Below are 20,260 nucleotides of genomic sequence, written 5' to 3'. Positions count from 1 at the left end.
AGGTGGGGGCCAACTGATGCTTGGTCCCTGACCTATAGCCGATTGCAGTGGTGGTATCAGCAAGCGGTCAGAATTAACAAGGTTAAGGCGGGTAAAGATGGGTAATGCATTTGATTTTGAACTGACTGCGTCAGATCAGGCATCGGCCTCCATTCAGCGCATCGAAGAGGCTGTAAAAAACCTCCTTCCCGATCTGGATAAAACGCGCGAGGGACTTAAGCTGGGCGGGCAGGAATCAACGGAAGGCATTGATGATCTGAATACTCGCCTCAAAGGAATGGGGCAGTTTGCGCGTGACGGTGTGCAGTTTATCGGCGATCTGGTACCGCCCCTTAAAATGGTCGGTGAGATAGGCGGTAAGGCGCTCAGCTTTGGTGCGCTTGGCGCTGTTGGCTATCTTGGCATCAAAGCCGCTCAGGGGTTAAGCGCTGCTGCTGATTCGGCGTACTCACTTGATGTCGCGGCTAAAAATGCCGGTATGTCAGTTGATAATTTTAGCCGTGTTAGCGGCGCGATGCAGATTTTGGGAGTAGATAGCGACTCCGCCCGTCAATCTGTAGAAGACTTATATAAAACGTTCAATGACCCTTTGTGGGCGAGAAATGATACGACGCAGGCATTATTGGCTCAAAACGGGATTATCATTGAGCGGCTCAAGGATGGCACGGCAGATGTGTATAAGACCTTGGAAAATGTTGCAAAAATATTCCCTAAACTATCGCCGCAAACACAGAAAACAGTGGCTGATGCCTTAGGGTTTGATGCGCCTATGTTGGCATTAATGCGTGAGGGCGTCAGATACAAAGAGTTACTGGCTAAAGCGGATAAATTCAATTTAACCGTAGACCCTGCCCTCAATCAGCAACTCACCGAATTAGACCGCACAATAGCGGAGGTGAGCGCCGCATGGGATGGGCTAAAACAGCGCGGACAGAATAAGTTTTATAGTGCGATCCTGTCTGATGGTTCAGTTAAAGACGGGATAGAAGGCGTCACTGATGTCGTCACTAATGGTATAGACAGTATTTCAGTTGCGCATTTTTTAGGGTTAAACCGAGGGAAAGAGGCTGATCAATTACGTCGTGGTTATAACGACCCCGAGTTTTATAAAAATCTGAGCGAGTGGGATAAGGTTGGGTCAGATTACGGAATAATGACTGAGGGTTATCGGAAAAAATATGAACAATATTATGGGCCTAAAGATGAGCAAGAACAGAAGCGACTTGATGCAGAAAAGGCAATAACTCCCGCCAATACCCCATACAGGTTTCCCAGCGAGGATCAGCAGCAAATAAGGCTAAAACAGTTAGAGTCGCAGTATAACCTTCCACCTACAATCCTTGATCGGGTCTACCTGACTGAATCTAATCGAGGTAAAAATCTACTATCACCCGCAGGGGCGCAGGGTCCATTTCAGTTTATGCCGCCAACAGGTAGAGATTATGGCTTAAACTCGATGGATGACCGAATGGACTTCAATAAATCCAGCGAAGCAGCAGCCAAGTATCTTTCTGACTTGCTTAAAATGTTTGATGGGGATGTCAATAAGGCCGTTGCTTCTTATAACTGGGGACAGAATAACGTTAAAAAATATGGGCTAGAGCAAGCGCCTGCTGAAACGCGTAACTATCTCCAGAAGATTATGCCGGGTTTACCTGCCATTCATCCTCAGTCCGGCGGGTTAGCGGCTAGTACTCCTTCTGATATCAACGTATCACCTCCAGTATCGATAAACGAAACCGGAGAAAGCATCACAGGAAATCAGCCACCATCTATTTTAACAAATCCGAATAATAGCGTTAGGGACATTGATGACATAACTCAAGGTGTTGGCGGCAAGTCTGAAATAGAGCTAACGCTGATTGATGATAAAACAGGTGCCCGCAGAACCATTACTTCCCCAGTAGGCGCTAAAATATCAACATCAATGAGTTACCCAAGCTAATGCAACGTCGTTACCAACCTCGCTTCTGGCGGGGTTTTTACTTTAAGGGGGAATAAATGTCTCTGATAGGTAATGCACTTTCTGATTTATTAGGTACGGGCGGTGATAGTTGGCAGTGGTCCGAGCATCTACACCCTGCATCATTTCGTGGGGTTCCCTTTGCGGTTATCAGTGCGGAAGGTGTTTTCGGTCGTCGGCAGGCCATTCATGAATACCCTTATCGAGATACCGCATGGATTGAGGATCTGGGCCGCGCCACTCGTCGCCTGACTATCCGTGGTTTTCTCATTCAGAGTAGCGGCCTTTATAACGCGCCCGATGTTATGACCCAGCGCGATTCATTGATTGCCGCCTGTGAAATGCCCGATGCAGGGACATTAGTACATCCAACTCTGGGCGAAATGACGGTCAGTATTCCCGAAAGCGGTCTTCGCCTGAATGAAGGGGCGGAGTCAGGGCGGGTTTTTGAATTTACGTTGACCATCATTGAGTCTGGTTTACGGGTGTTTTCTGTTACCAGCTCCGCTGATGCGGTTTCGTCGATTCAGTCGTCATGGTTTGGTCTGGCCTCCAAGTCCGTCGCCACCTTTATTGCCACGGTCAAAGGCGAGATCCGTTCAGTGACTAAAACCATCAGAACGCTGAAAAGTACCGCCGCATTCTGGGTCAACATGGTGAATTCAACCACCAGTGAGGCGACAAATCTCGGGAATGTTCTCCGCTCAACCCTTGGGCGCGATCGTTATGGCCGTTTTAATCACGGTGCGGTTGGGGGGAGCGTGTCAGGGGCCACTGCATCTGTCATCACGCAGAGCGACACAACGGACCTGTCCGCGCTGGTGGATCAACGAATGGCTGTTTCAGTCGAGGGGCGTGCATCACTCGCTGCTGCTACCGATGCCTTGACAGAGGCCGCAACGGTAGCAGTACATGCCAACGCTGTTCTGGCTGTCGTGAATGCCATCTTGGCCAGCGGAGCCAGTACCCTTGATTTAATCCGCATGATGCAAGAGTTAACGGCAATCAATGACGACACCTTTCGACCCAATCCCGGCGACAGCAATACCGCCGCCGCCAGTTATCAGCTCATTATTGTGTTGTGTGCGGGCGCGATGGTGTTTGCCGCGTCGCAATATCAACCGGAAAGCTATGACGATGCGGTCGATATATTGACGCGGGTCTGTGATGTGGTAGACGGTGCCGCGCTTTCAGCGGCTGATACAGGCAATGATGAGGTGTATCAATCATTAATGACGTTACGTGAGTCTATCGTCACGCTGTTACAGCAGACGGGCGCTAACCTGTCTCGCGTTGAGATAGTCAATTTTAACCGCTCACTGCCCGCGCTTAATCTGGCCAATCGGCTCTATCAGGATGCCAGCCGGGGTGATGCACTGGTGAAAATGGCGGTGCCTGTTCATCCGGCATTTATGCCCCTTCGATTTAAGGCGCTGAATTCATGAGTGATGATTTGACGCTGCGTATTGGCAATAAGCTGATCACGGGCTGGGATAATATCCGTGTCACTCGCAGCATAGAGCGGTTGCCCAGCGATTTCAGCCTGTCATTGATGGACCTTTATCCGGGGAGTGATAACCAGCAGTGGGTCAATCCCGGCGACCCCTGCGTGGTTAATTTGGGTGATGATGTGGTGCTCACCGGGTATATCGACCGCTGGGCACCGATGATCAGCCGTAACCGCCGCGAAGTGAGGGCGACAGGGCGGAGCAAGTGCCAAGACTTGGTTGATTGCTCCGCAGAGTGGCCAAACAATGTGATCAGCCAATCAACAGCGCTACAGATCGCCCAACGATTGGCGCAGCCCTACGGCATTACGGTAACGACAGATGTGACCGACTTGGATATTGTCCCCCAATTTACATTGAACTGGGGTGAATCCTCGCAGGAAATCATTGACCGGATCACCCGCTGGGCGGCGCTGCTCTATTACGACTTGCCCGATGGGAACCTCTATCTGACTCGGGTGGGGACGCGCAAAGCGGCCAGCGGTGTCGCGCAGGGCATCAATATCGAAGACGCCGCGTATAACTCCGGTATGGATCAGCGCTTTTCTGACTACATTGGTGTATCGATGTCGGTGAGCCAACTTCAGGAGCAGGTACAGGACGCCGGATATGGCGCGGTGACGTTAGCCCGCAGTCGCGATCCTGAAGCGGCCAAAATGCGTTATCGCAACCGTATTATCATTGTTGAAAGCACGATGAAAGCGCTAAAACTGGCCCAGCAGTGCATCGACTGGGAAATGAACCGCCGTTATGGCCGCTCTAAAGAGCTGTTGGTGACGGTCGATAGCTGGCGGGATAAAGACGGAAAACTGTGGGAACCTAACACGCTGATCCCCATTGATTTACCTGTTTTTGGTTTAAAGGATGAACTCTGGCTGCTATCGGAGGTGACCTACCTCAAAGACGATCACGGCACCGCCGCGCAAATGGTCCTGATGCCCCCCGAAGCCTTTACCGTCCAACCTTATCAGTTTTATTCAAATCTTATGGAGTTAAACCAGTAATGAGCGACTCAGGGCAACTCTCCAAGTTATACCGGCAAATAAAAATGATGATCGGGGTGGGGCGAGTGACGGGCAGCAATGATGGTGGCACCGTTCAGACCGTCCAATATCAAACCCCTTTAGAAGTTCGTAGTGATACCCCGAGGCTGGCTGAGTTCGGTTTTTCATCAGGACTTCCCGCCAATACTGATGTGGTTATTGGTTTTTTAGGTGGGGATAGGTCAAGCGCAGTCATTATTGGCTCAAATCATCAGTCTTTTCGTCATACCGGACTCAATACGGGTGAAACGGTTATTTATTCGCAATGGGGGCAATACGTTAAGTTAACTGAAACAGGGATTATTATTGAAGCCAATGGCCAGCCGGTCACGATTAATAATGCTACGGAGGTGACGATTAATGCTTCGGAAAAAGTGCGGCTAAATACGCCTTTACTGGAGGTCAGCGGCGATATTATTGATAACGCTGGCAGCAATGGCACCACACTGAAAACCTTGCGCGAAGCCTATAACACCCACAATCACCAACTTAAAAATGTTCAGGGTGGCAGCTCGACATTAACCAGTGAAGTGACGGGGAAGGTGGTTGAATGACAACCGATATCAAAACAATCTGGGAGCCGGACAAATTGCTGGGCGACTGGCAGACCGGCGGCGGTGGGCTACTGGATGGCAATGATTTAGAGACCGCCATTTTGATTAGTCTGTTCACTGACCGACTGGCCCGTGCTGATGATGCTATCGAGGGCGATGATCGCCGGGGGTGGTGGGGCGATACGGGATCAGAGTACCCGATTGGCTCCCGTCTGTGGTTGCTGCGCCGCAAAAAACTTACTACCAAGGTAGCGCTAAAGGCTGAAGACTATGCCAATGAAGCCTTGGTTTGGTTGCTTGATGATGGTGTGGTGACGGCAATCAGCACCAATGCCCAGATAATGTACCCCAACCGATTGAATCTCATCGTCAGCTATCAACAACCTGCGCAAACACAGGCGTCTGTTAAATTTTCATGGGTATGGGAGACCTAATACATGCCATTTAATCGCCCCACATTAAGCGAACTGCGCCAGCGCAACCTGTCTTATATTCAATCAGAGCTCAAGACAGGCGGTAACTTATTACGCTTCTCCAATATCGGTGTGATCAGTGATGCTGATGCCGGAATGGCGCATTTACATTATGGCTATCTGGATTATATCGCACTGCAATCCACGCCTTATAATGCCACCGACGAATATCTTGCCGCATGGGCCGCATTGAAAGATGTGTTTCGCAAGCCAGCCAACCCCGCCACCTGTCCTACCGTCGAATTTAGTGGCACTACAGGCCGTGTGATTGCCGCTGGGAGCCTGTTAAATCGGGCCGATGGTTATCAATATCGCCTCGATCACGAGGTCACGCTGGGCACTGGCGGCACAGGCACTGGCTCAATTACGGCGGTTCTGCCAAGCGTATTGGATGACAACACGGGCGGTGGTATTGCCGGGAATGCCGATGCAGGGACATCCCTGACATTGGATGTGGCCATCGATGGTGTTCTGTCGGTGGCCACCGCCACAGTTAAGATATCTGGCGGCGCTGATATTGAATCAGAAGATGCTTTTCGTTCTCGTATGCTGCTGGCTTATCAAAATACCCCTCAAGGCGGCAACGATACCGATTATCGCGGCTGGGCTTTGGCTGTGCCGGGGGTGACTCGTTGTTGGGTGAAGCGCCGCTTGCAGGGGGTGGGCACGGTCGGTATTTATATCATGTGTGATGGCAATGATTCAGGCGGCTTTCCGGTCGGGACTGACGGCGTATCTCAGCTTGAAGAGTGGGGCGCGGTAAAAGCGACCGGTGATCAGGGGCGGGTAGCCGACCACATTTACCCCTTACAGCCCATTATTGCCATCATCTATGTTTGTGCGCCGGTGGCGGCACCGGTGAATTTTGTGATTAGTGGTATTTCTACAGCAGATAGCGAAACCACCACAGCAATAAACACGGCCATTGACGAGGTGTTTTTTACTGAGGGCGAACCGGGCGGTAAAATTCTACTGTCGTCACTGCTGCTGGCCATCGGTGATGTGACAGGCACCAGTGGTTTTATTCTCGACTCCCCAACGACTAACATCCAGCTTGAAACCGGACAATTACCTCTCCGGGGCACGGTGACCTACCTATGAGTCGATATTCTGTTAATGAATATACCGCCGCAATTCAATCGCTGATGCCGAGGGGCTTAGTTTGGCCCAAAATATCAGATGGGGTTCAAACCAGCACGTTACGAGCACTGGCAAGGTCTTACCAGCGCAGTGATGAGGATGCCCGTGATCTGCTTGATGCCGCTTTTCCTTCAACAGCGACCGCCATGCTACCCGAGTGGGAAGCGACGCTTGGGTTGCCGGATTTATGCGCGATAGGTGAGATAGACAGCATTATCCAGCGCCAGCGGGCCGTCGTCTCCAAACTGTTCGGCATTGGTGGCCAGTCGGTGGCTTACTTTACCCATGTTGCCGGGGCGCTGGGTTACACCATCTCAATCACCCAATATCGACAGGCATGTGCCGGGATGTCGGTTTGCGGTGACGCCATAAACGGTGAAAAGTGGCCGTTTACATGGCTGATCACCTCGCCGAAAACCACGATTAATTATGCCCAATGCGGTTTGACTTATTGCAGTGATCCACTGCGTTCGTGGGGAAACAAACAACTTGAATGTCGGTTAACAGTGTTAAATCCATCCCATACCATTCTTAAATTTGGCTACATTAGCTAGTTAATCACTCTCTATTTATTTTTATGCGCCTTAACTGGCGAGGGTTTCTTATGCAAAAAATTGGCGATATCCCTAATACGCGCGCCGACAATAATGGCGAGTTTACTGATGGTAATGTTGCTGGTGGCGTACCACCGACAATACTACCGGCAGAGTGGTTTAATACCATTCAACGCGAATTAATGAGTATTTTAGCAGCAGCCGAAATTGAAGCTGATAGTGATGCTTTTGATCAAGTTCTATTATCGATACAAAAGCTCGTTAGTGAGGGAATCCCAGATCTTAAAGATGCCTCATTAACCCAAAAAGGTATTGTTCAGTTAAGTAGTTCGACTGGTAGCACCAGTGAACTATTAGCAGCCACGCCGAAAGCGGTTAAAACAGTAAATGATGCCACTCTAAAGATTGCAAGTAACCTTTCAGAGATCGCAGCAGCAGGGCCAGTCGCAGTCGCAGCTGCCCGCACAAACCTTGGTGTATCTCCCCACGGATTTTCCCGTTTTACATCAAACGGAAGCTTTACTGTTCCTGCCGGTGTTACTCAGATTTTTGTGAGTGGCTGCGCTGCAGGAGGCGGTGGAGGTTCTTCACTCGCCACTAACAGCAGCTCTTTCGTAACGGGTGGTTCTGGTGGTGGCGCTGGACAGCCAGCCATGTCCGTTCCAATCACTGTCACTCCTGGCCAAGTTATCCCAGTAACGATCGGTACTGGTGGCTCGGGGGCATCGCCAGCAACAAATAACGCCACAGCGGGAGGTAATACTCAGCTCGGAACTGGAGGGTCATTGCTGAATCTAGCTGGTGGATCTCCAGGCCTTATAGGTGGTGGCGGCACCGGATTCCCAAGCGACTATGGTGGCCCGGCGGGTGGTGCAGGTTATCCAGCTGGTGGCCCCGCTCAGAATACTACTTCATTCACAGCAACCTCGGCTACTGGTGGGCAGGGCGGTCAAGGTGCAAGCGGGCCTTTTGGTCAGGCTGGGCCCGCAGCGCGAGGGTCGACAAACAATAACATTGGTGCTGCCGTCGGGTATGGTTATGGTGCTGGCGGGGGTGGTGCTGGCGGCGCATACAGGTCTACTGTCAGCGCACCTGGCGGAGCTGGCGCATCGGGTTTGGACGGCTATCTTGTAATTGAATGGTGATTAGAATGAGTAAATACGCATTGGTTGAAAACGGCATTGTAATCAACGTTGCTCTTTGGGACGGCGTTGAGTTTAATGAAAATGATGGTACTGGGTGGAGTCCTCCTGAAGGCGTCATTGCCGTAAAGGTAAAGGAGGGCGAATTCCCTAATATAGGACTCGGCTACGAGGATGGCGTGTTTGAGCAGGAATTTCCAGACGAAGTTGTGATCCCTTCAGTCACACAGCAGGACAGCTAAAATCAGGCGCGGCACGAATGTGGATTAAACCCCGCGATGGTGTTGGTGTCCATGTATAGAGAATGATAGGGGGTAGGATTTGATAGGGCAGGGATGCCCATTGAGTTGGTTGTAAAATAAAACTGGGCTTATTTGGCCCGGAAATTAAACTCTAGGTACTAACCTTCGTTCTGCAATTAACCGATAGTCATCTTCAAATCGATCGGAGAGTATGAATTCACTACCATCTATTGGTTTGAATTTTCTCATCCCGTCCCACCACAAAATTCTGCCATCGCTATTGATTAAACGTTTGGCCCATTGGGGGGCGCGGATAAAATCATCTTCAGCTCCCTTCATTAATTTCCACTTCATCACGACGAGTTTATCCTTACGGTATGACCATGACTTAAGGGTGCAACAAGGATAAGGGGATTCGTCTGAGGCTTTCAAATTGGTTCGGCAGATCAATAATGAAAGATTGATCGTTTAAAACGATCGTTGAGATTTATCAGATTTATAAAATACAAACCGGGCTTAATGGCCCGGTCTATTCTAGGCACAAAAAAGCCCACGTGAGGCTATGTGGGCTAAAGAAGCAATGTTGAGCAAGGCAATCTCTGGTGTTGCAATTTGATTATGGTAACACTTTTGCAACATAGCAAGATTACAGGCACAAAAAACCCGGCAGCGTGGCCGGGTTAAGCTTATCAGAATGAGAGGTAGTCCATCGCTTTGCTTTTATTGCTCTGAATTAATGTCTGCATCAAGTTGTCTGCTTTCTTGCGCTCTACCTGCATTACCTCCTCGAGGCGTAGCTGGGTTTCTTTTTCTTTTCCTTGAGGCTTGTCTTTCTGGTTTCTCATCATCTTTTTTAGCATTATCTTCATCCTTTTGCCCGGATAATTCATCTGAAGCGAGTTGTCTTAACTCCTTCATCTGGCTAATATTAAACACTACGTTACTATATGAGCGTGGTGGGAATCTTTCATTGAAAAATGCAGCTATCTTAAGCTCTGTATCGTCAGGAGAACTGACATTATTAAATAGTGTTTTTGCTTCTTTCCGATCTATAACGAATCCATGTGATGGATAGCCAGCAATCAATTTGGATAGTGAGTCTTCGGTCATCGGCTTGTCATATGCATTTAGTCTTTCGCCGTACTTCTCGGCAATCTGTACTGCCCTCTGGACTTCTCCAAGTTTAATTGGGTCAAGTTGCTGAAATATCGGACTAAAAAGGCCGGTTGTCAATGTCGAAGAAAAATCCGCTGCTGTTTTAGCAGTTATTCCACAACTTGATTTTATATCAAGAAGGTAGTCTTTGAATGCATTTTTAGTAAAACTTTGTAATCCTGATAATGCTTGATAATAGTCTAAAGCAGAGCTACTTTCGAACATCTCATCATGTTTTCGTAATTGAACGTCTAATGGACCTAGCTCACCCATATCACACATTACAAGCTTAGAACCTCCAATTGCCAATAATGTTCCGGCACTTTTACACTCTCTAGGAATTATAATGGTTAGTTCATGATAGTTGTGACGTAAGGCTCTAGCTATGCGATATGCCGCATCCGGATCTCCGCCGTACGTCGCGAGGATCAACGTTGCATTTCTTGCAGGACTTGCTTTTCGGCTCGCCTTTGTTATCTTCAGGTAGCCATTTCTATCAATGGGACCATTGTATAGGATTACATCGGCTCCATCATCGAATCCGTCAATAAGCGTAAATAACTTATCCAGTAAAGAATCACTTTCAGCCATATATATTTCTCAGTAAGTCCCTGGAAAAGTTTAACGCGCTCCGGTCTTTGCCAGATTCGCTGTATTTGTTCTCCCACCCCTCTACAGGCTAGCAGTGGGTTAACTTACCTAGCAAACGTCTCTGAGACTATGTACCCAGCCACAAAAGCAGCAACTATGAGGACAATAACAACCACGGTGCTGTTTAATTTCATATATTCTCCAGTCGGTTAGCTTACGCAAAACCCAAATGCAGTGTACTAGCTGAGGTAGTAGGTCATATCACCAACTTTTATCCCATTACCCAGCAAGGCTATAGTGATAGCTATTAGTGCAGAAATAACTAAAACAGTAGCCAAAACTAAGATTGCAGGAACTAAATATTCTTTCATTGCGCCCCCTTAAGCTGTCTATGGGCTAGCTTGGGTCAGGTGAACAATTAAATATTCTGGACACCAAACCTTAATTTTCTTTAAGCATCATAGATCGAATAAGTTGTAACACAAATACTGGGGATTTATCAGGAGGGAGCAATGGCCGATGTGTGTCACCGGCCAGATAGGAGTAATTCAAGCCTGAAACCAATCATCCGCGCTTTCCCACGTTTCCTGCAAAATCTCCTGAATCACTTCTTTGTCGTCAGGCGACCCACCGAATACAGTTAACCCGTCCATACCTGCCAATCTTATTGTAGCCTCAGCCTCTGGATAGCGACGCTTTACGCGATCATTAAACTCGATGGCCAGTGCTGATAGAGCGCCAGCGGGTAATTTCTTGGTTTTATCAACGGTCACTTCGATACGTAGCATAAATCCCCCTTCAACTGTGATAGCGGGTTTTGGTGTTAATGTCCTCAATACCCGATTCGATGTAATCCACGCGCCTCTGTAGTTCGCGGATAAGCTTCTTGGCGGCATCTAAACGAATCATGACTTGTTGGTCTGGGTAAACCTCTGGCTCAATGTGCCTAAACCCAGTCAGGGTGTCTGTGAAAGATGAGCGCATGATTATGAACTTACCAAAGGCGCTATGCTCGGTATTAAAAGAAGTCAGTTCCCGCATTCCGCTAATTTCGTCTTTTGGATTTCTAGCCATGATGCCTCTCAATTTTTATTACTGTTTGTATATACAGTAATGAATTCTTTTTCGGTTGAAAAGCCCTTCTGCAAAACTATTTTTCTTTGCTTGATAATCAAGGGGTTGCAAGCATCATTTTTTGACGGTTTTTATGAATAAAAAAGCCAGTAACCATTTACTAATCATGTGGTTACTGGCTTTTGGTCTATCTACTGTTGCGTCATATGGGCTGGTTCGAAGCGGCTGATTTAATTATCAAAGGCACCGAAGGCGCGATTCAGGCCAAGACAGTGACTTACGATTTCGAACGTCTGATGGACGGCGCTAAACTGTTGAAATGCAGTGAGTTTGGCGACGCCATTATTCAGCATATGTAATTGCATATTGAGTGCAATATCTCACGGAGGCTTCGGCTTCCGTGATTTTTAAAGCCCGCCTAACTCGCTGTTTGGCTTATCAACAGATAAGCCAACGGTTAAATCATAGAAGCCGGTAGCATCAGATTCATAAGTCGAGTAAACGCCAAAAATTGGAGTGTCTGGTAGCCGTGCTGAGATATGCTGGCTGTTTACTGTTGGGCGAGTTGTATTGCTCTGTCCTTAACCTGTCGTGAGATTGATAACCCATTAGTAAAGGGTTGCTCCGCTGACTGTAAATCATCAGGATGATTAATATAGGCATCTAGCAAGTGCTGATATAACTTTTGAACTACAGAATCATAAGCTTCAGCAATCGCAGGATTAGCATCACTCATTACAAGAAAATTCCTACACGAATAGGCTCGGTCTCTGATATTAAAAATCAACTGAATGGTCATAATACACTCATAAAATAATACAGAGTCCTTGGTGCATAGCATCATGACTGTGTTTTTCGTCGTATCTGGCCATTATTGATTTTGTGTGGTTTAGAACCACATATGGATATATGAATGAAACAGCAGCTAATTAAATTAACTGTATTATCTTCTTTGCTTTTCAGCATTGCTACGGCATATGCCGTCCCACCTGTTGCTGAATTGAAAGTAAAAGGCACACTTAAAGTCCCTACATGCGATGTCAGTGCACCTGATAATGGTATTTATAATTTCGGTAAAATTAGTTCAACTCAAGTGTCCAGTACTGGTGTTGCGAATTTAACCCCAATGACTAAAAACTGGGTCGTCACATGTGATGCAACAACCTATTTGAATATAAAACCGATAGATAACCGCGATGACTCTATGTATCCACCAAGCACAAGTACTTATGGCTTAGGTATGGTGAATGGCACTGGAAAAATAGGCAGTTATACGCTTGTTTTACAAAATGCTTTAGTCGATGGGATTTCATCAAAATTATTTAGTGCTTCAACAGGAACCTTTACCGCTGTCACAGCAGCAACGCTGTATAAGAATGGTCAATCGACGGGTTGGGCATCCGCGGATAATACTCAGTCAGCGGGTAAAGTCTTCAGTGCAGATATTATCGTTAGCCCTATGTTAGCACCGACTTCCATAATGAATGGTCCTATTACGGAAGATACTGAACTCGATGGGTCAGTAACACTAAACTTTGCCTTTGGCATCTAAGAACAAACACTACCGTATTTTAAGGCTCACTTTAGTGGGCCTTTTGCATTTGAGGGATGGGTAGTGAATATTTTTAAGGTTTTAGGTGTTCGTCTCATGGTTTTTATGCCACTCCTGCTACAGTGTGGCTACTGATTATTATAGGAATAGTAATTGATGGGACGGATTTTAAGTGTTTTTTTGCTGGCTTTTGCTTTAACTGCCTGCGATAGGGGGCACGAGCCACTCATCTTCACAGCAAACGTTGCGAGTTATTCGAACATATTTGGGTTTGATCCAATACAAGGTCCAGTAAAATCGGTGACTCAAAAAATGCTAGATGCAAAGGGGGATGTCTATTCTGAGGCGCACGCCGAGATTAATCAGGATGGTTGTTTTACCGTCCTTCAACTGAGAACACCAACGCAGGAAGTCGATTTAGATTATGTGAAAGAAGGACATTACCTAGTTGATAGTAAAACTAAAGAAAAACAACTTGTCTTAAATGATAAATGCAACATTCTGCAAACTGTAAGTGGGAACGTTAGTGTCATCACTAATGAGAAGGGGTTTGTCACAGACGTCAAAATGGCTGACTCTGATGTGATTAAAAAACATTACGAGTATAGCGACAATGGATTCCCTATTGTCGACATGAGTTATGATAACGGTAAGACGTTTAAAATAGTGGCTGAGGTCAGTGATAGCGATAAAAAACTATTTAATTATAAAACTAAAATTTACGAAGATGAAAAGTTGCTACTTGCTACAAAAAGAGATTGTGCGACTGATTCATATGGAAACCCGACATCCTGTAAAATAGAAAGCATGGCACCGGATGGTAAAGTCATCGAAGTCTATACGGCAATATATAAAACAGAATACTATTGATCACGATGTGATATCTGATTTTAAGCCTTAAAAAAATAGGCGGGAATGATTCCCGCCATCTAATACTATCTCTATACAAAAGGCGGCTCATTTCTTAAGACTTTATCAATAACATTGAGTACTCCTGCGTCATTATTTGATCCAGCCTGATATTTTGCTAATTTCTTAATTCTATCGGGAGCATTTGCCATGGCATGGCTAAAACCGGCGTATTGCAACATTTCAACATCATTACCGCCATCACCAAAAGTGACGACTTCTTCGTCTTTCACTCCCCAAATATTCTGCAGTAACTTGATCCCATTAGCTTTGTGAACCCCTGGTATTATCAAGTCAACAGAGCCATGCCCGCTGGATACAGGCGTCACAATACCGGCTAATTCATGTTCAATGAACACCATGAAATCCTGTAATTTCTCATCAGGTAAGCTTATGGCGAATTTAAAAGCAGGTTCGGTAACTTGCTTAAAATCATCAATGATTTCGAGACGATGATAGTATTGATTCATCATGGTGTAGAAGCTTTTATCCGATGAAGTGAGCATATATGCCCCTTCTTTACCGCAAAGAATCACATCCAGATAGGGGATTGGAAGCAGTATTTTTAACACTTTATCGCAATCATCACGAGTGATCTCGCCACAAAAAACTTCAGTATTCTGATTGCTGACATAGGCACCATTCTCAGCAACAAAAGCGATTTCATGTGCAATGTCAGGAAAAAAAGAAATTAACTGATAATATTGATTACCGCTGGCGACAACAAATTTTATGCCACGTTCTTTTAATTGTGAATATTGCGCACTGAATCTCTTCCGATCAAAACTCATCTGATCGTTGAGGAAGGTTCCATCCATGTCGACAGCAATAATTTTGATGCTCATTTCGTTCTCCTCTTTCACTAAATAAAACTAATAGAAGATATCTTGGCATAATTTTTCTAAAAAAAAGCTAGCATACTTCTGCTAGCCGGTAAATTTACCTACTCAGTTGCACTTTAAATTTATTAAAATAGTAAGGTTAAAATTCCACGAGCTTTATCTCGATAGAATCACGATTAGTCATGGGTGTATTTCAACTTAAAAGCCCCGATCGCGATGATTAGGAATGTCAGCGAGACGATTGAAAATGCAATATAAAGATCCGTTAAATGGGCAATAAAACCGATCAGTGCAGGGCCACCTAACACACCGAAATAGCCCATCGTAGCGACCATCGCAACAGACATATTGACGGGCATGACTTTCTCCTGACTTGCTAGTGTTATGAGTACTGGGACAATATTTGCGGCCCCAACGCCAACCAGCGCAAAGCCAAGCAGGGTGAACCGCCAGTCAGGAAAAATAACGGCAATGGCATAACCCACCATGGCAAAAATACTGCTGATAATCAGAACATGTTTGCGGCCTAACAGACTGACAACTTTATCGCCCGTAAAACGCATTACCGACATGGCGCCACCGAATATTGCAAACCCCCAACCAGCATGGGCGACATCAAGACCACGATCATTGGTCAGGAATACGCCCCCCCAATCCAATACAGCACCTTCTGCCATGAAACATATCATGCACATCAGAGCCATAAAGTAGAGCCTAAAATTAGGCCGCGGTTTTGTTGTAACAGTCTCACTTGGCTCTTTATGATCGCCAAAAGGAATTAAATCGTTCAATACAACAGAGGTGATAATCACGATCACTGCGATAGATATAAATGTCACGGTTAAGGGCATTAAGCCAATGGTAAAGAGTATTGCGCCACCTCCCGCACCAGCAATTGACCCGACACTAAATAAGCAGTGAAAACCTGACATAAGGGGCTTATCAGAGGATTGTTCAACCATAGATCCTTGAACATTGACGGCAACATCAACCAAACCAATGCCAGCACCAAAAAAGAACAGGCAAAGTGCCATTAAGGGAAATTGGTCAATAAAGGCCAATGTGGGTAAAAAAAAGCAGGTTAGTGCGATACCCAAGAGCATTATCTTTTTACAGCCAAAACGGCCGATCAGCTTTCCTGAAAAAAGCATCGCAAGCAATGAGCCGGTACCTAAGCAGAGTAACAACATGCCCAATGAGCCCGCATCGAAATTAAGCCTTTTTTGCGCGTAAGGTACTAGAGATGCCCAAAGGCCCATTGCAAAGCCAGCAACGAAGAAAATCGCTCTAGTGGCGACACGTTTAGCCTGAGAATTCAAAGGGTAATAGAGGGTAGAGGTAGACATTTAGTTATGACCTTACTCGGGATGATTGTTATCTTATGAGAATGAGCAATCAAGGTACAATTAGTTAATAAAAGACTTTTAGTAAGTAATAAAATATATTGTTTGAGCCTATCGTGTCAAGAACATTCTTGGTGAGTGAAGTGCAATAAAATGTGTCACTGAAGGGCAGGGATAGTCACTGCTCAGTGGCAGTGTTTTTTACTGCTAAGAGGTGTTGGTTGTCTCTGAAATAAGTGGGACATGCAGAAGTTGTTAAGATCTTAAATATCAAAAATACGGAAGTTATTGAAAGCATCGAGGGTGTATTCAGAAATACCATTATGATAATCAGTTTTGATATTATTCCGATAAACAAAATGAGGTATGTGCTGTTTATCAAACCTTTTTAATAATTCACTAGAGATAACTTCACTAGAATGTTGAGTGACTTGCTCGCCAGATATGGCAATGGTGGCAGGGTTTATCACTGCAATTAATGATGAGGTGATATGGATGAGCCTCTCTAAGACGAGTGAGTTTGAGATGGTGATATTTATGCTTTCGGTCAAATCATCATAAAAGGGTAATTTTGAGACTTCACCAGCAAATTGGCTTGCGCCTCTTAGCATCTGTCCAGAAATAACAATGCCACATCCAGCGCAATGCCTTTCTGGCATATAAATATAAGCAATAGGAGCTTCAATATTGCTGCAATTATTCCGGTAAAAACCATATGCCGCATAATTTATGTCATTGCCGACTTGGACAAATATACCAAATTTGACACTTAACATATCCGTAATAGCCAATCCTTCTAGGTGAGTAATATCGCAGGAAAGTACATTTCCCTCAACAATAACCCCTGGTAACCCCAAACCTATCGCTTTGATATTATTATTTTTATCAATAACTCTTTGAATGTGACTTAACAGCATTTCATGGGTGAAGTCACAATAATCTTCGTCGCATTCTTCAATGGTCTTATTGTCAGCAGAAATCAGACGTGAGGATATAACACCTGAGCCATCGGTCCCTTCAACATAAATACTTAATACACTAAAGTAGTTAGAGTTATATTTGTAACGTTTCGCGGGCCGACCACCACGTGATTCATCAAGAGACTCTTCGATAATCTCATGTTTAGCGCACAGTTCATTCAAAATTGTGCCGCACGTTGCTAAACTGAGGCCGGTGTGGCTCGCAATATCGCTTTTGGTCGCTGATATCAGTGATTTTAACGTACTCATTACCAGCATAACGTTTTTTTGTTTCATCTGTCTGGTGGTATTAATCGGTACAGTCGTCATTTATGTTCACCAATGATTCAGTTGAAGCGAATATAACATGTCAGTATTGATGAAGAAATCACTATCATTCACTCTGGCGTTAGGCATCCCAAACTTATTTCAGCAGTTTTGTGGCGAATATTTTAATTCTGATGGTTAAGTATTAACCACATTACAGTGAGCTGATAATATGCATAAATGAACTAAAAAAGTGAAGGGAGATGGCTGTGAGCGCAAATAGGATTATGTTACAACGCATTTATGATGTGCACCCACCTTACAAAGCGAATACTTTTATGGTTGACCGCCTTTGGCCACGAGGCATCAGTAAAACCCGTTTGGACGGTGTTGTATGGCTAAAAGAGGTGGCTCCTGAAAATGAACTGCGGAAATGGTTCCATCAATGTTTGAATTGGCCTGAATTTGTGGTGCGCTATCAGACTCAACTTAATAACTCAAATGCATGGCAACCTTTACTGGAGGTGCTAAAACAGCACCCAATCACTTTGCTCTACGGCAGTAGAGATACAGAGCAAAACCATGCCATGGTGTTACGTGATTTTCTTTTGAGCAAACTTGATTGAGCAGATGATGCATAAAATTCAATTCAGCCAGTAGGTGTGTAGCAACCCAATGGCTGAATTGAGCGATTAACGTATTAACCTGCTGACTCTTGCTTATATAGTTCTTTAGGCACTATTTTCTGTGCCCCAGATTCTTTGAAGGAAGCATCTTGCGATGTTGCATCAACGGGGGCCGCAGCAACTTCGCTAGCGCGTTTGCGTAAGCTGAACCAACCTGCAGTGAGCAATATAGCGACCACTGGAACTGTGGCGATAGTCCAAGTTCCATTCGGGTAGTCAAAAGCCATCATCACTAATACACCTAATAAAAAGAGAAGTGTCAGCCAGGATGTTACGGGGGCGCCGGGCATTTTAAAGGAGACGGGTTTGGCCGTTCCTTGTTTGATTGCTTGTCGTAATTTCATCTGGCAAACAATAATAAATGCCCAAGTGCTGATAATACCTAAAGAGGCAATATTAAGGACAATTTCAAATACTTGTGATGGAACAAGATAGTTCAGTAGTACACCAAAGACATAAATACCTACGGTGACCAATATCCCAGCATAAGGAACAGACTGTTGGCTCATTTTGGACATGAATTTAGGGGCAGATCCCCCCATAGACAGTGAGCGTAGAATGCGGCCCGTGGAGTAAAGCCCGGAGTTCAGGCTGGAAAGTGCGGCTGATAGCACTACAATATTCATAATACTACCAATGTATGGGACACCTAAATTGCTGAAGAATGTCACAAAGGGGCTTTGGCCTGCCTGATAAGCATTCCAGGGTAGCAAACAAACTAATAGCACGACGGAACCAACGTAAAACAGGCCGATGCGCCAAATAACGCTATTAATGGCCTTAGGTAGCATTTTTTCCGGATCTTTGCATTCGCCTGCCGCTGTACCAATTAATTCAATACCGGCGAAAGCGAAGATGACACCTTGAACTAGTATCAATGCAGGTAATAACCCATGAGGGAAGAACCCACCATTATCGGTTATAAGATGCATACCTGTCGGATGTCCTGCAACACTCTGGCCTGTGCCAAGGAATATCACTCCGACGGCTAGAAATATTGCAATAGCGGCGACCTTGATTAAGGCAAACCAGAATTCCATTTCAGCAAACCATTTCACACCAATCATATTCATGGTCGCGACAATAGATAGCGCACCGAGAGCAAATAACCACTGAGGAACATCGGAGAATGACCCCCAATAATGCATATAAAGTGCAACGGCAGTAATATCAACAATCCCTGTCATGGCCCAGTTGAGGAAATACATCCAACCAGCAACATAAGACGCTTTTTCGCCTAAAAACTCTCTAGCGTATGAAACAAAACTGCCACTTGAAGGGCGGTGTAGGATGAGTTCACCGAGAGCTCTGAGAATAAAAAACGAGAAAATGCCACATATGAGATAGACAATTGCGAGTGCTGGGCCCGCCATTTGAAGACGGGCACCTGTACCCAAAAAGAGCCCAGTACCAATAGATCCTCCAATAGCTATCATCTGTATGTGACGCCGCCCCATACTTTTGTGGTAGCCAGCATCATGAGAATCTAACCAACGTTTCTTTGCGGCGTGTTGGGTTTCCGCGGAGTATTTTCCTGACATCATAGAATTTCCCTATTTTCCTGTCGGTCGAGCAATTATCGTGAATGTATTACAGACACAGATTGCTAAAGGTTAATGCATAAATAGCGTCTTAGCGCCTTCAGTTATTATGGTTTTTATTACTATCATTCGGTTTAGGAGGCGCATGCTATCGTTTCTATCGTGATGAGGCAAAAAAATATTTACATATAAATTATTTTTTTTAAGTTATTACAAGAATCATTAATTAAAATCAATGGGTTGTTTTATATGCAGTGAAAATGTTTGCCTAGGATAACATTCCCTACATCTATCGAGTGAAAAAACACCGATCCATAAGGCATTGGTTATTTGACGAAAATTTAAACATTTCTTATCTCGCATATTAATTGTTAGCTCATGGTTAATATCTCAATGAGCATCGTCATAACTTAATGTTGTCTGATTACTTCTCATCATAGAATTGAGCGTTTCGTTTGTGACTATAATTTACACTTATCATTATACTCAATGTTGAATTTTAAAATCATATGGTATTTTTATGTAGCAAGGTTAACGTTCGCAATGATATTTGTTAAGGTGATTAGGTCTTTGCAGTAAAACCCGTTTTTTAATGAGTAGTGGTACAGATATTCTCACATTGGAATTCTGTGATGGTCTGTCTGCGCATAAGAAACTCAATAAATCTATAAAAAGTAAAAACACACGATACAGCAATGAGTGGGTGGCTTGTTTAGAAATAT

Annotated in this window: 22 protein-coding genes and 1 pseudogene; 13 read left to right on the top strand and 10 right to left on the bottom strand. The window is 45.2% G+C overall.

The window, feature by feature from the left end; translation table 11 throughout:
• Positions 1 to 97 precede the first annotated feature (97 nt).
• The 9 genes from DA391_RS13095 to DA391_RS13055 are packed head-to-tail and all read left to right on the top strand — an operon-like array spanning position 98 to position 8,619.
• Complete coding sequence (locus tag DA391_RS13095; protein ID WP_108087799.1) at positions 98 to 1,945, top strand: lytic transglycosylase domain-containing protein; 1,848 nt, start codon at positions 98 to 100, stop codon at positions 1,943 to 1,945.
• Between the two features lie 56 nt (positions 1,946 to 2,001).
• Positions 2,002 to 3,408 carry a DNA circularization protein gene (locus DA391_RS13090; RefSeq protein ID WP_108087798.1) on the top strand — a complete coding sequence of 469 codons (1,407 nt, stop codon included), beginning with the start codon at positions 2,002 to 2,004 and terminating at the stop codon, positions 3,406 to 3,408.
• Entirely contained in the window at positions 3,405 to 4,475 is a 1,071-nt protein-coding gene (locus DA391_RS13085) for a phage baseplate assembly protein (protein ID WP_050097022.1), read from the top strand. The genes DA391_RS13090 and DA391_RS13085 overlap by 4 nt, the downstream gene beginning before the upstream one ends.
• On the top strand, positions 4,475 to 5,068 hold the full coding sequence (locus DA391_RS13080) for a phage baseplate assembly protein domain-containing protein (protein ID WP_050097023.1): 594 nt from the start codon (positions 4,475 to 4,477) through the stop codon (positions 5,066 to 5,068). Before DA391_RS13085 ends, DA391_RS13080 begins: the two co-directional genes overlap by 1 nt.
• Positions 5,065 to 5,502: a phage GP46 family protein gene (locus DA391_RS13075; RefSeq protein WP_108087797.1), complete on the top strand. Its 438-nt coding sequence runs from the start codon at positions 5,065 to 5,067 to the stop codon at positions 5,500 to 5,502. Before DA391_RS13080 ends, DA391_RS13075 begins: the two co-directional genes overlap by 4 nt.
• A gap of 3 nt (positions 5,503 to 5,505) precedes the next feature.
• Positions 5,506 to 6,642, top strand: coding sequence for a baseplate J/gp47 family protein (locus DA391_RS13070; RefSeq protein ID WP_108087796.1), 1,137 nt, complete (start codon positions 5,506 to 5,508; stop codon positions 6,640 to 6,642).
• Positions 6,639 to 7,235, top strand: a complete 597-nt coding sequence (locus tag DA391_RS13065; protein ID WP_108087795.1) for a YmfQ family protein — start codon at positions 6,639 to 6,641, stop codon at positions 7,233 to 7,235. Before DA391_RS13070 ends, DA391_RS13065 begins: the two co-directional genes overlap by 4 nt.
• Positions 7,236 to 7,285: 50 nt before the next feature.
• On the top strand, positions 7,286 to 8,380 hold the full coding sequence (locus DA391_RS24495) for a phage tail protein (RefSeq protein ID WP_240624730.1): 1,095 nt from the start codon (positions 7,286 to 7,288) through the stop codon (positions 8,378 to 8,380).
• 5 nt (positions 8,381 to 8,385) lie between these two features.
• Positions 8,386 to 8,619, top strand: a complete 234-nt coding sequence (locus DA391_RS13055) for a hypothetical protein (RefSeq protein ID WP_108087794.1) — start codon at positions 8,386 to 8,388, stop codon at positions 8,617 to 8,619.
• A gap of 144 nt (positions 8,620 to 8,763) precedes the next feature.
• Here DA391_RS13055 and DA391_RS13050 read toward each other — a convergent pair whose 3' ends face one another.
• The 5 genes from DA391_RS13050 to DA391_RS13035 all read right to left on the bottom strand — a co-directional run bounded on the left by DA391_RS13050 (position 8,764) and on the right by DA391_RS13035 (position 11,439).
• Entirely contained in the window at positions 8,764 to 8,976 is a 213-nt protein-coding gene (locus DA391_RS13050) for a hypothetical protein (RefSeq protein WP_159074569.1), read from the bottom strand.
• A gap of 363 nt (positions 8,977 to 9,339) precedes the next feature.
• A complete protein-coding gene (locus DA391_RS13045) occupies positions 9,340 to 10,365 on the bottom strand; it encodes an SDH family Clp fold serine proteinase (protein ID WP_108087792.1) in 1,026 nt (341 codons plus the stop codon).
• Between the two features lie 239 nt (positions 10,366 to 10,604).
• On the bottom strand, positions 10,605 to 10,736 hold the full coding sequence (locus DA391_RS24600) for a hypothetical protein (RefSeq protein WP_260655005.1): 132 nt from the start codon (positions 10,734 to 10,736) through the stop codon (positions 10,605 to 10,607).
• Between the two features lie 177 nt (positions 10,737 to 10,913).
• A complete protein-coding gene (locus tag DA391_RS13040; protein ID WP_019210716.1) occupies positions 10,914 to 11,153 on the bottom strand; it encodes a DinI-like family protein in 240 nt (79 codons plus the stop codon).
• A gap of 10 nt (positions 11,154 to 11,163) precedes the next feature.
• Positions 11,164 to 11,439, bottom strand: a complete 276-nt coding sequence (locus tag DA391_RS13035; protein WP_240624729.1) for a hypothetical protein — start codon at positions 11,437 to 11,439, stop codon at positions 11,164 to 11,166.
• Between the two features lie 191 nt (positions 11,440 to 11,630).
• Here DA391_RS13035 and DA391_RS13030 point away from each other — a divergent pair.
• Positions 11,631 to 11,798, top strand: a pseudogene (locus DA391_RS13030) (NADP-dependent isocitrate dehydrogenase); the annotation flags it as partial.
• A 191-nt stretch (positions 11,799 to 11,989) separates the two neighbouring features.
• Here DA391_RS13030 and DA391_RS13025 read toward each other — a convergent pair.
• Positions 11,990 to 12,175 (bottom strand): hypothetical protein, encoded by a 186-nt coding sequence (locus DA391_RS13025; RefSeq protein WP_057650672.1) that lies wholly within the window; start codon positions 12,173 to 12,175, stop codon positions 11,990 to 11,992.
• Positions 12,176 to 12,352: 177 nt separating this feature from the next.
• On the opposite strand from DA391_RS13025, the gene DA391_RS13020 reads away from it, so the two are divergent.
• Together DA391_RS13020 and DA391_RS13015 are read left to right on the top strand one after the other, a co-directional pair.
• Positions 12,353 to 12,991: a DUF1120 domain-containing protein gene (locus tag DA391_RS13020; protein WP_108087791.1), complete on the top strand. Its 639-nt coding sequence runs from the start codon at positions 12,353 to 12,355 to the stop codon at positions 12,989 to 12,991.
• A gap of 156 nt (positions 12,992 to 13,147) precedes the next feature.
• Positions 13,148 to 13,861, top strand: coding sequence for a YnfC family lipoprotein (locus tag DA391_RS13015; protein ID WP_050081579.1), 714 nt, complete (start codon positions 13,148 to 13,150; stop codon positions 13,859 to 13,861).
• A gap of 71 nt (positions 13,862 to 13,932) precedes the next feature.
• Here DA391_RS13015 and DA391_RS13010 read toward each other — a convergent pair whose 3' ends face one another.
• From DA391_RS13010 to DA391_RS13000, 3 genes are all read right to left on the bottom strand, one after another.
• Positions 13,933 to 14,745, bottom strand: a complete 813-nt coding sequence (locus tag DA391_RS13010) for a Cof-type HAD-IIB family hydrolase (protein ID WP_108087790.1) — start codon at positions 14,743 to 14,745, stop codon at positions 13,933 to 13,935.
• A gap of 173 nt (positions 14,746 to 14,918) precedes the next feature.
• Positions 14,919 to 16,088, bottom strand: coding sequence for an MFS transporter (locus DA391_RS13005; RefSeq protein ID WP_057643906.1), 1,170 nt, complete (start codon positions 16,086 to 16,088; stop codon positions 14,919 to 14,921).
• Positions 16,089 to 16,348: 260 nt separating this feature from the next.
• Entirely contained in the window at positions 16,349 to 17,374 is a 1,026-nt protein-coding gene (locus DA391_RS13000; protein ID WP_050873395.1) for an ROK family protein, read from the bottom strand.
• Between the two features lie 200 nt (positions 17,375 to 17,574).
• Here DA391_RS13000 and DA391_RS12995 point away from each other — a divergent pair, with 200 nt between their 5' ends.
• Entirely contained in the window at positions 17,575 to 17,937 is a 363-nt protein-coding gene (locus tag DA391_RS12995) for a DUF488 domain-containing protein (RefSeq protein ID WP_072084726.1), read from the top strand.
• A 74-nt stretch (positions 17,938 to 18,011) separates the two neighbouring features.
• Here DA391_RS12995 and ansP read toward each other — a convergent pair whose 3' ends face one another.
• On the bottom strand, positions 18,012 to 19,541 hold the full coding sequence (ansP, locus tag DA391_RS12990; protein WP_057643909.1) for an L-asparagine permease: 1,530 nt from the start codon (positions 19,539 to 19,541) through the stop codon (positions 18,012 to 18,014).
• Positions 19,542 to 20,260 lie beyond the last annotated feature (719 nt).

The organism is Yersinia massiliensis, from assembly GCF_003048255.1.
Lineage (GTDB): Bacteria > Pseudomonadota > Gammaproteobacteria > Enterobacterales > Enterobacteriaceae > Yersinia > Yersinia massiliensis_A.
Note: the sequence above shows the minus strand (reverse complement) of the source record. Positions and strands in the feature narration are given on the sequence as shown.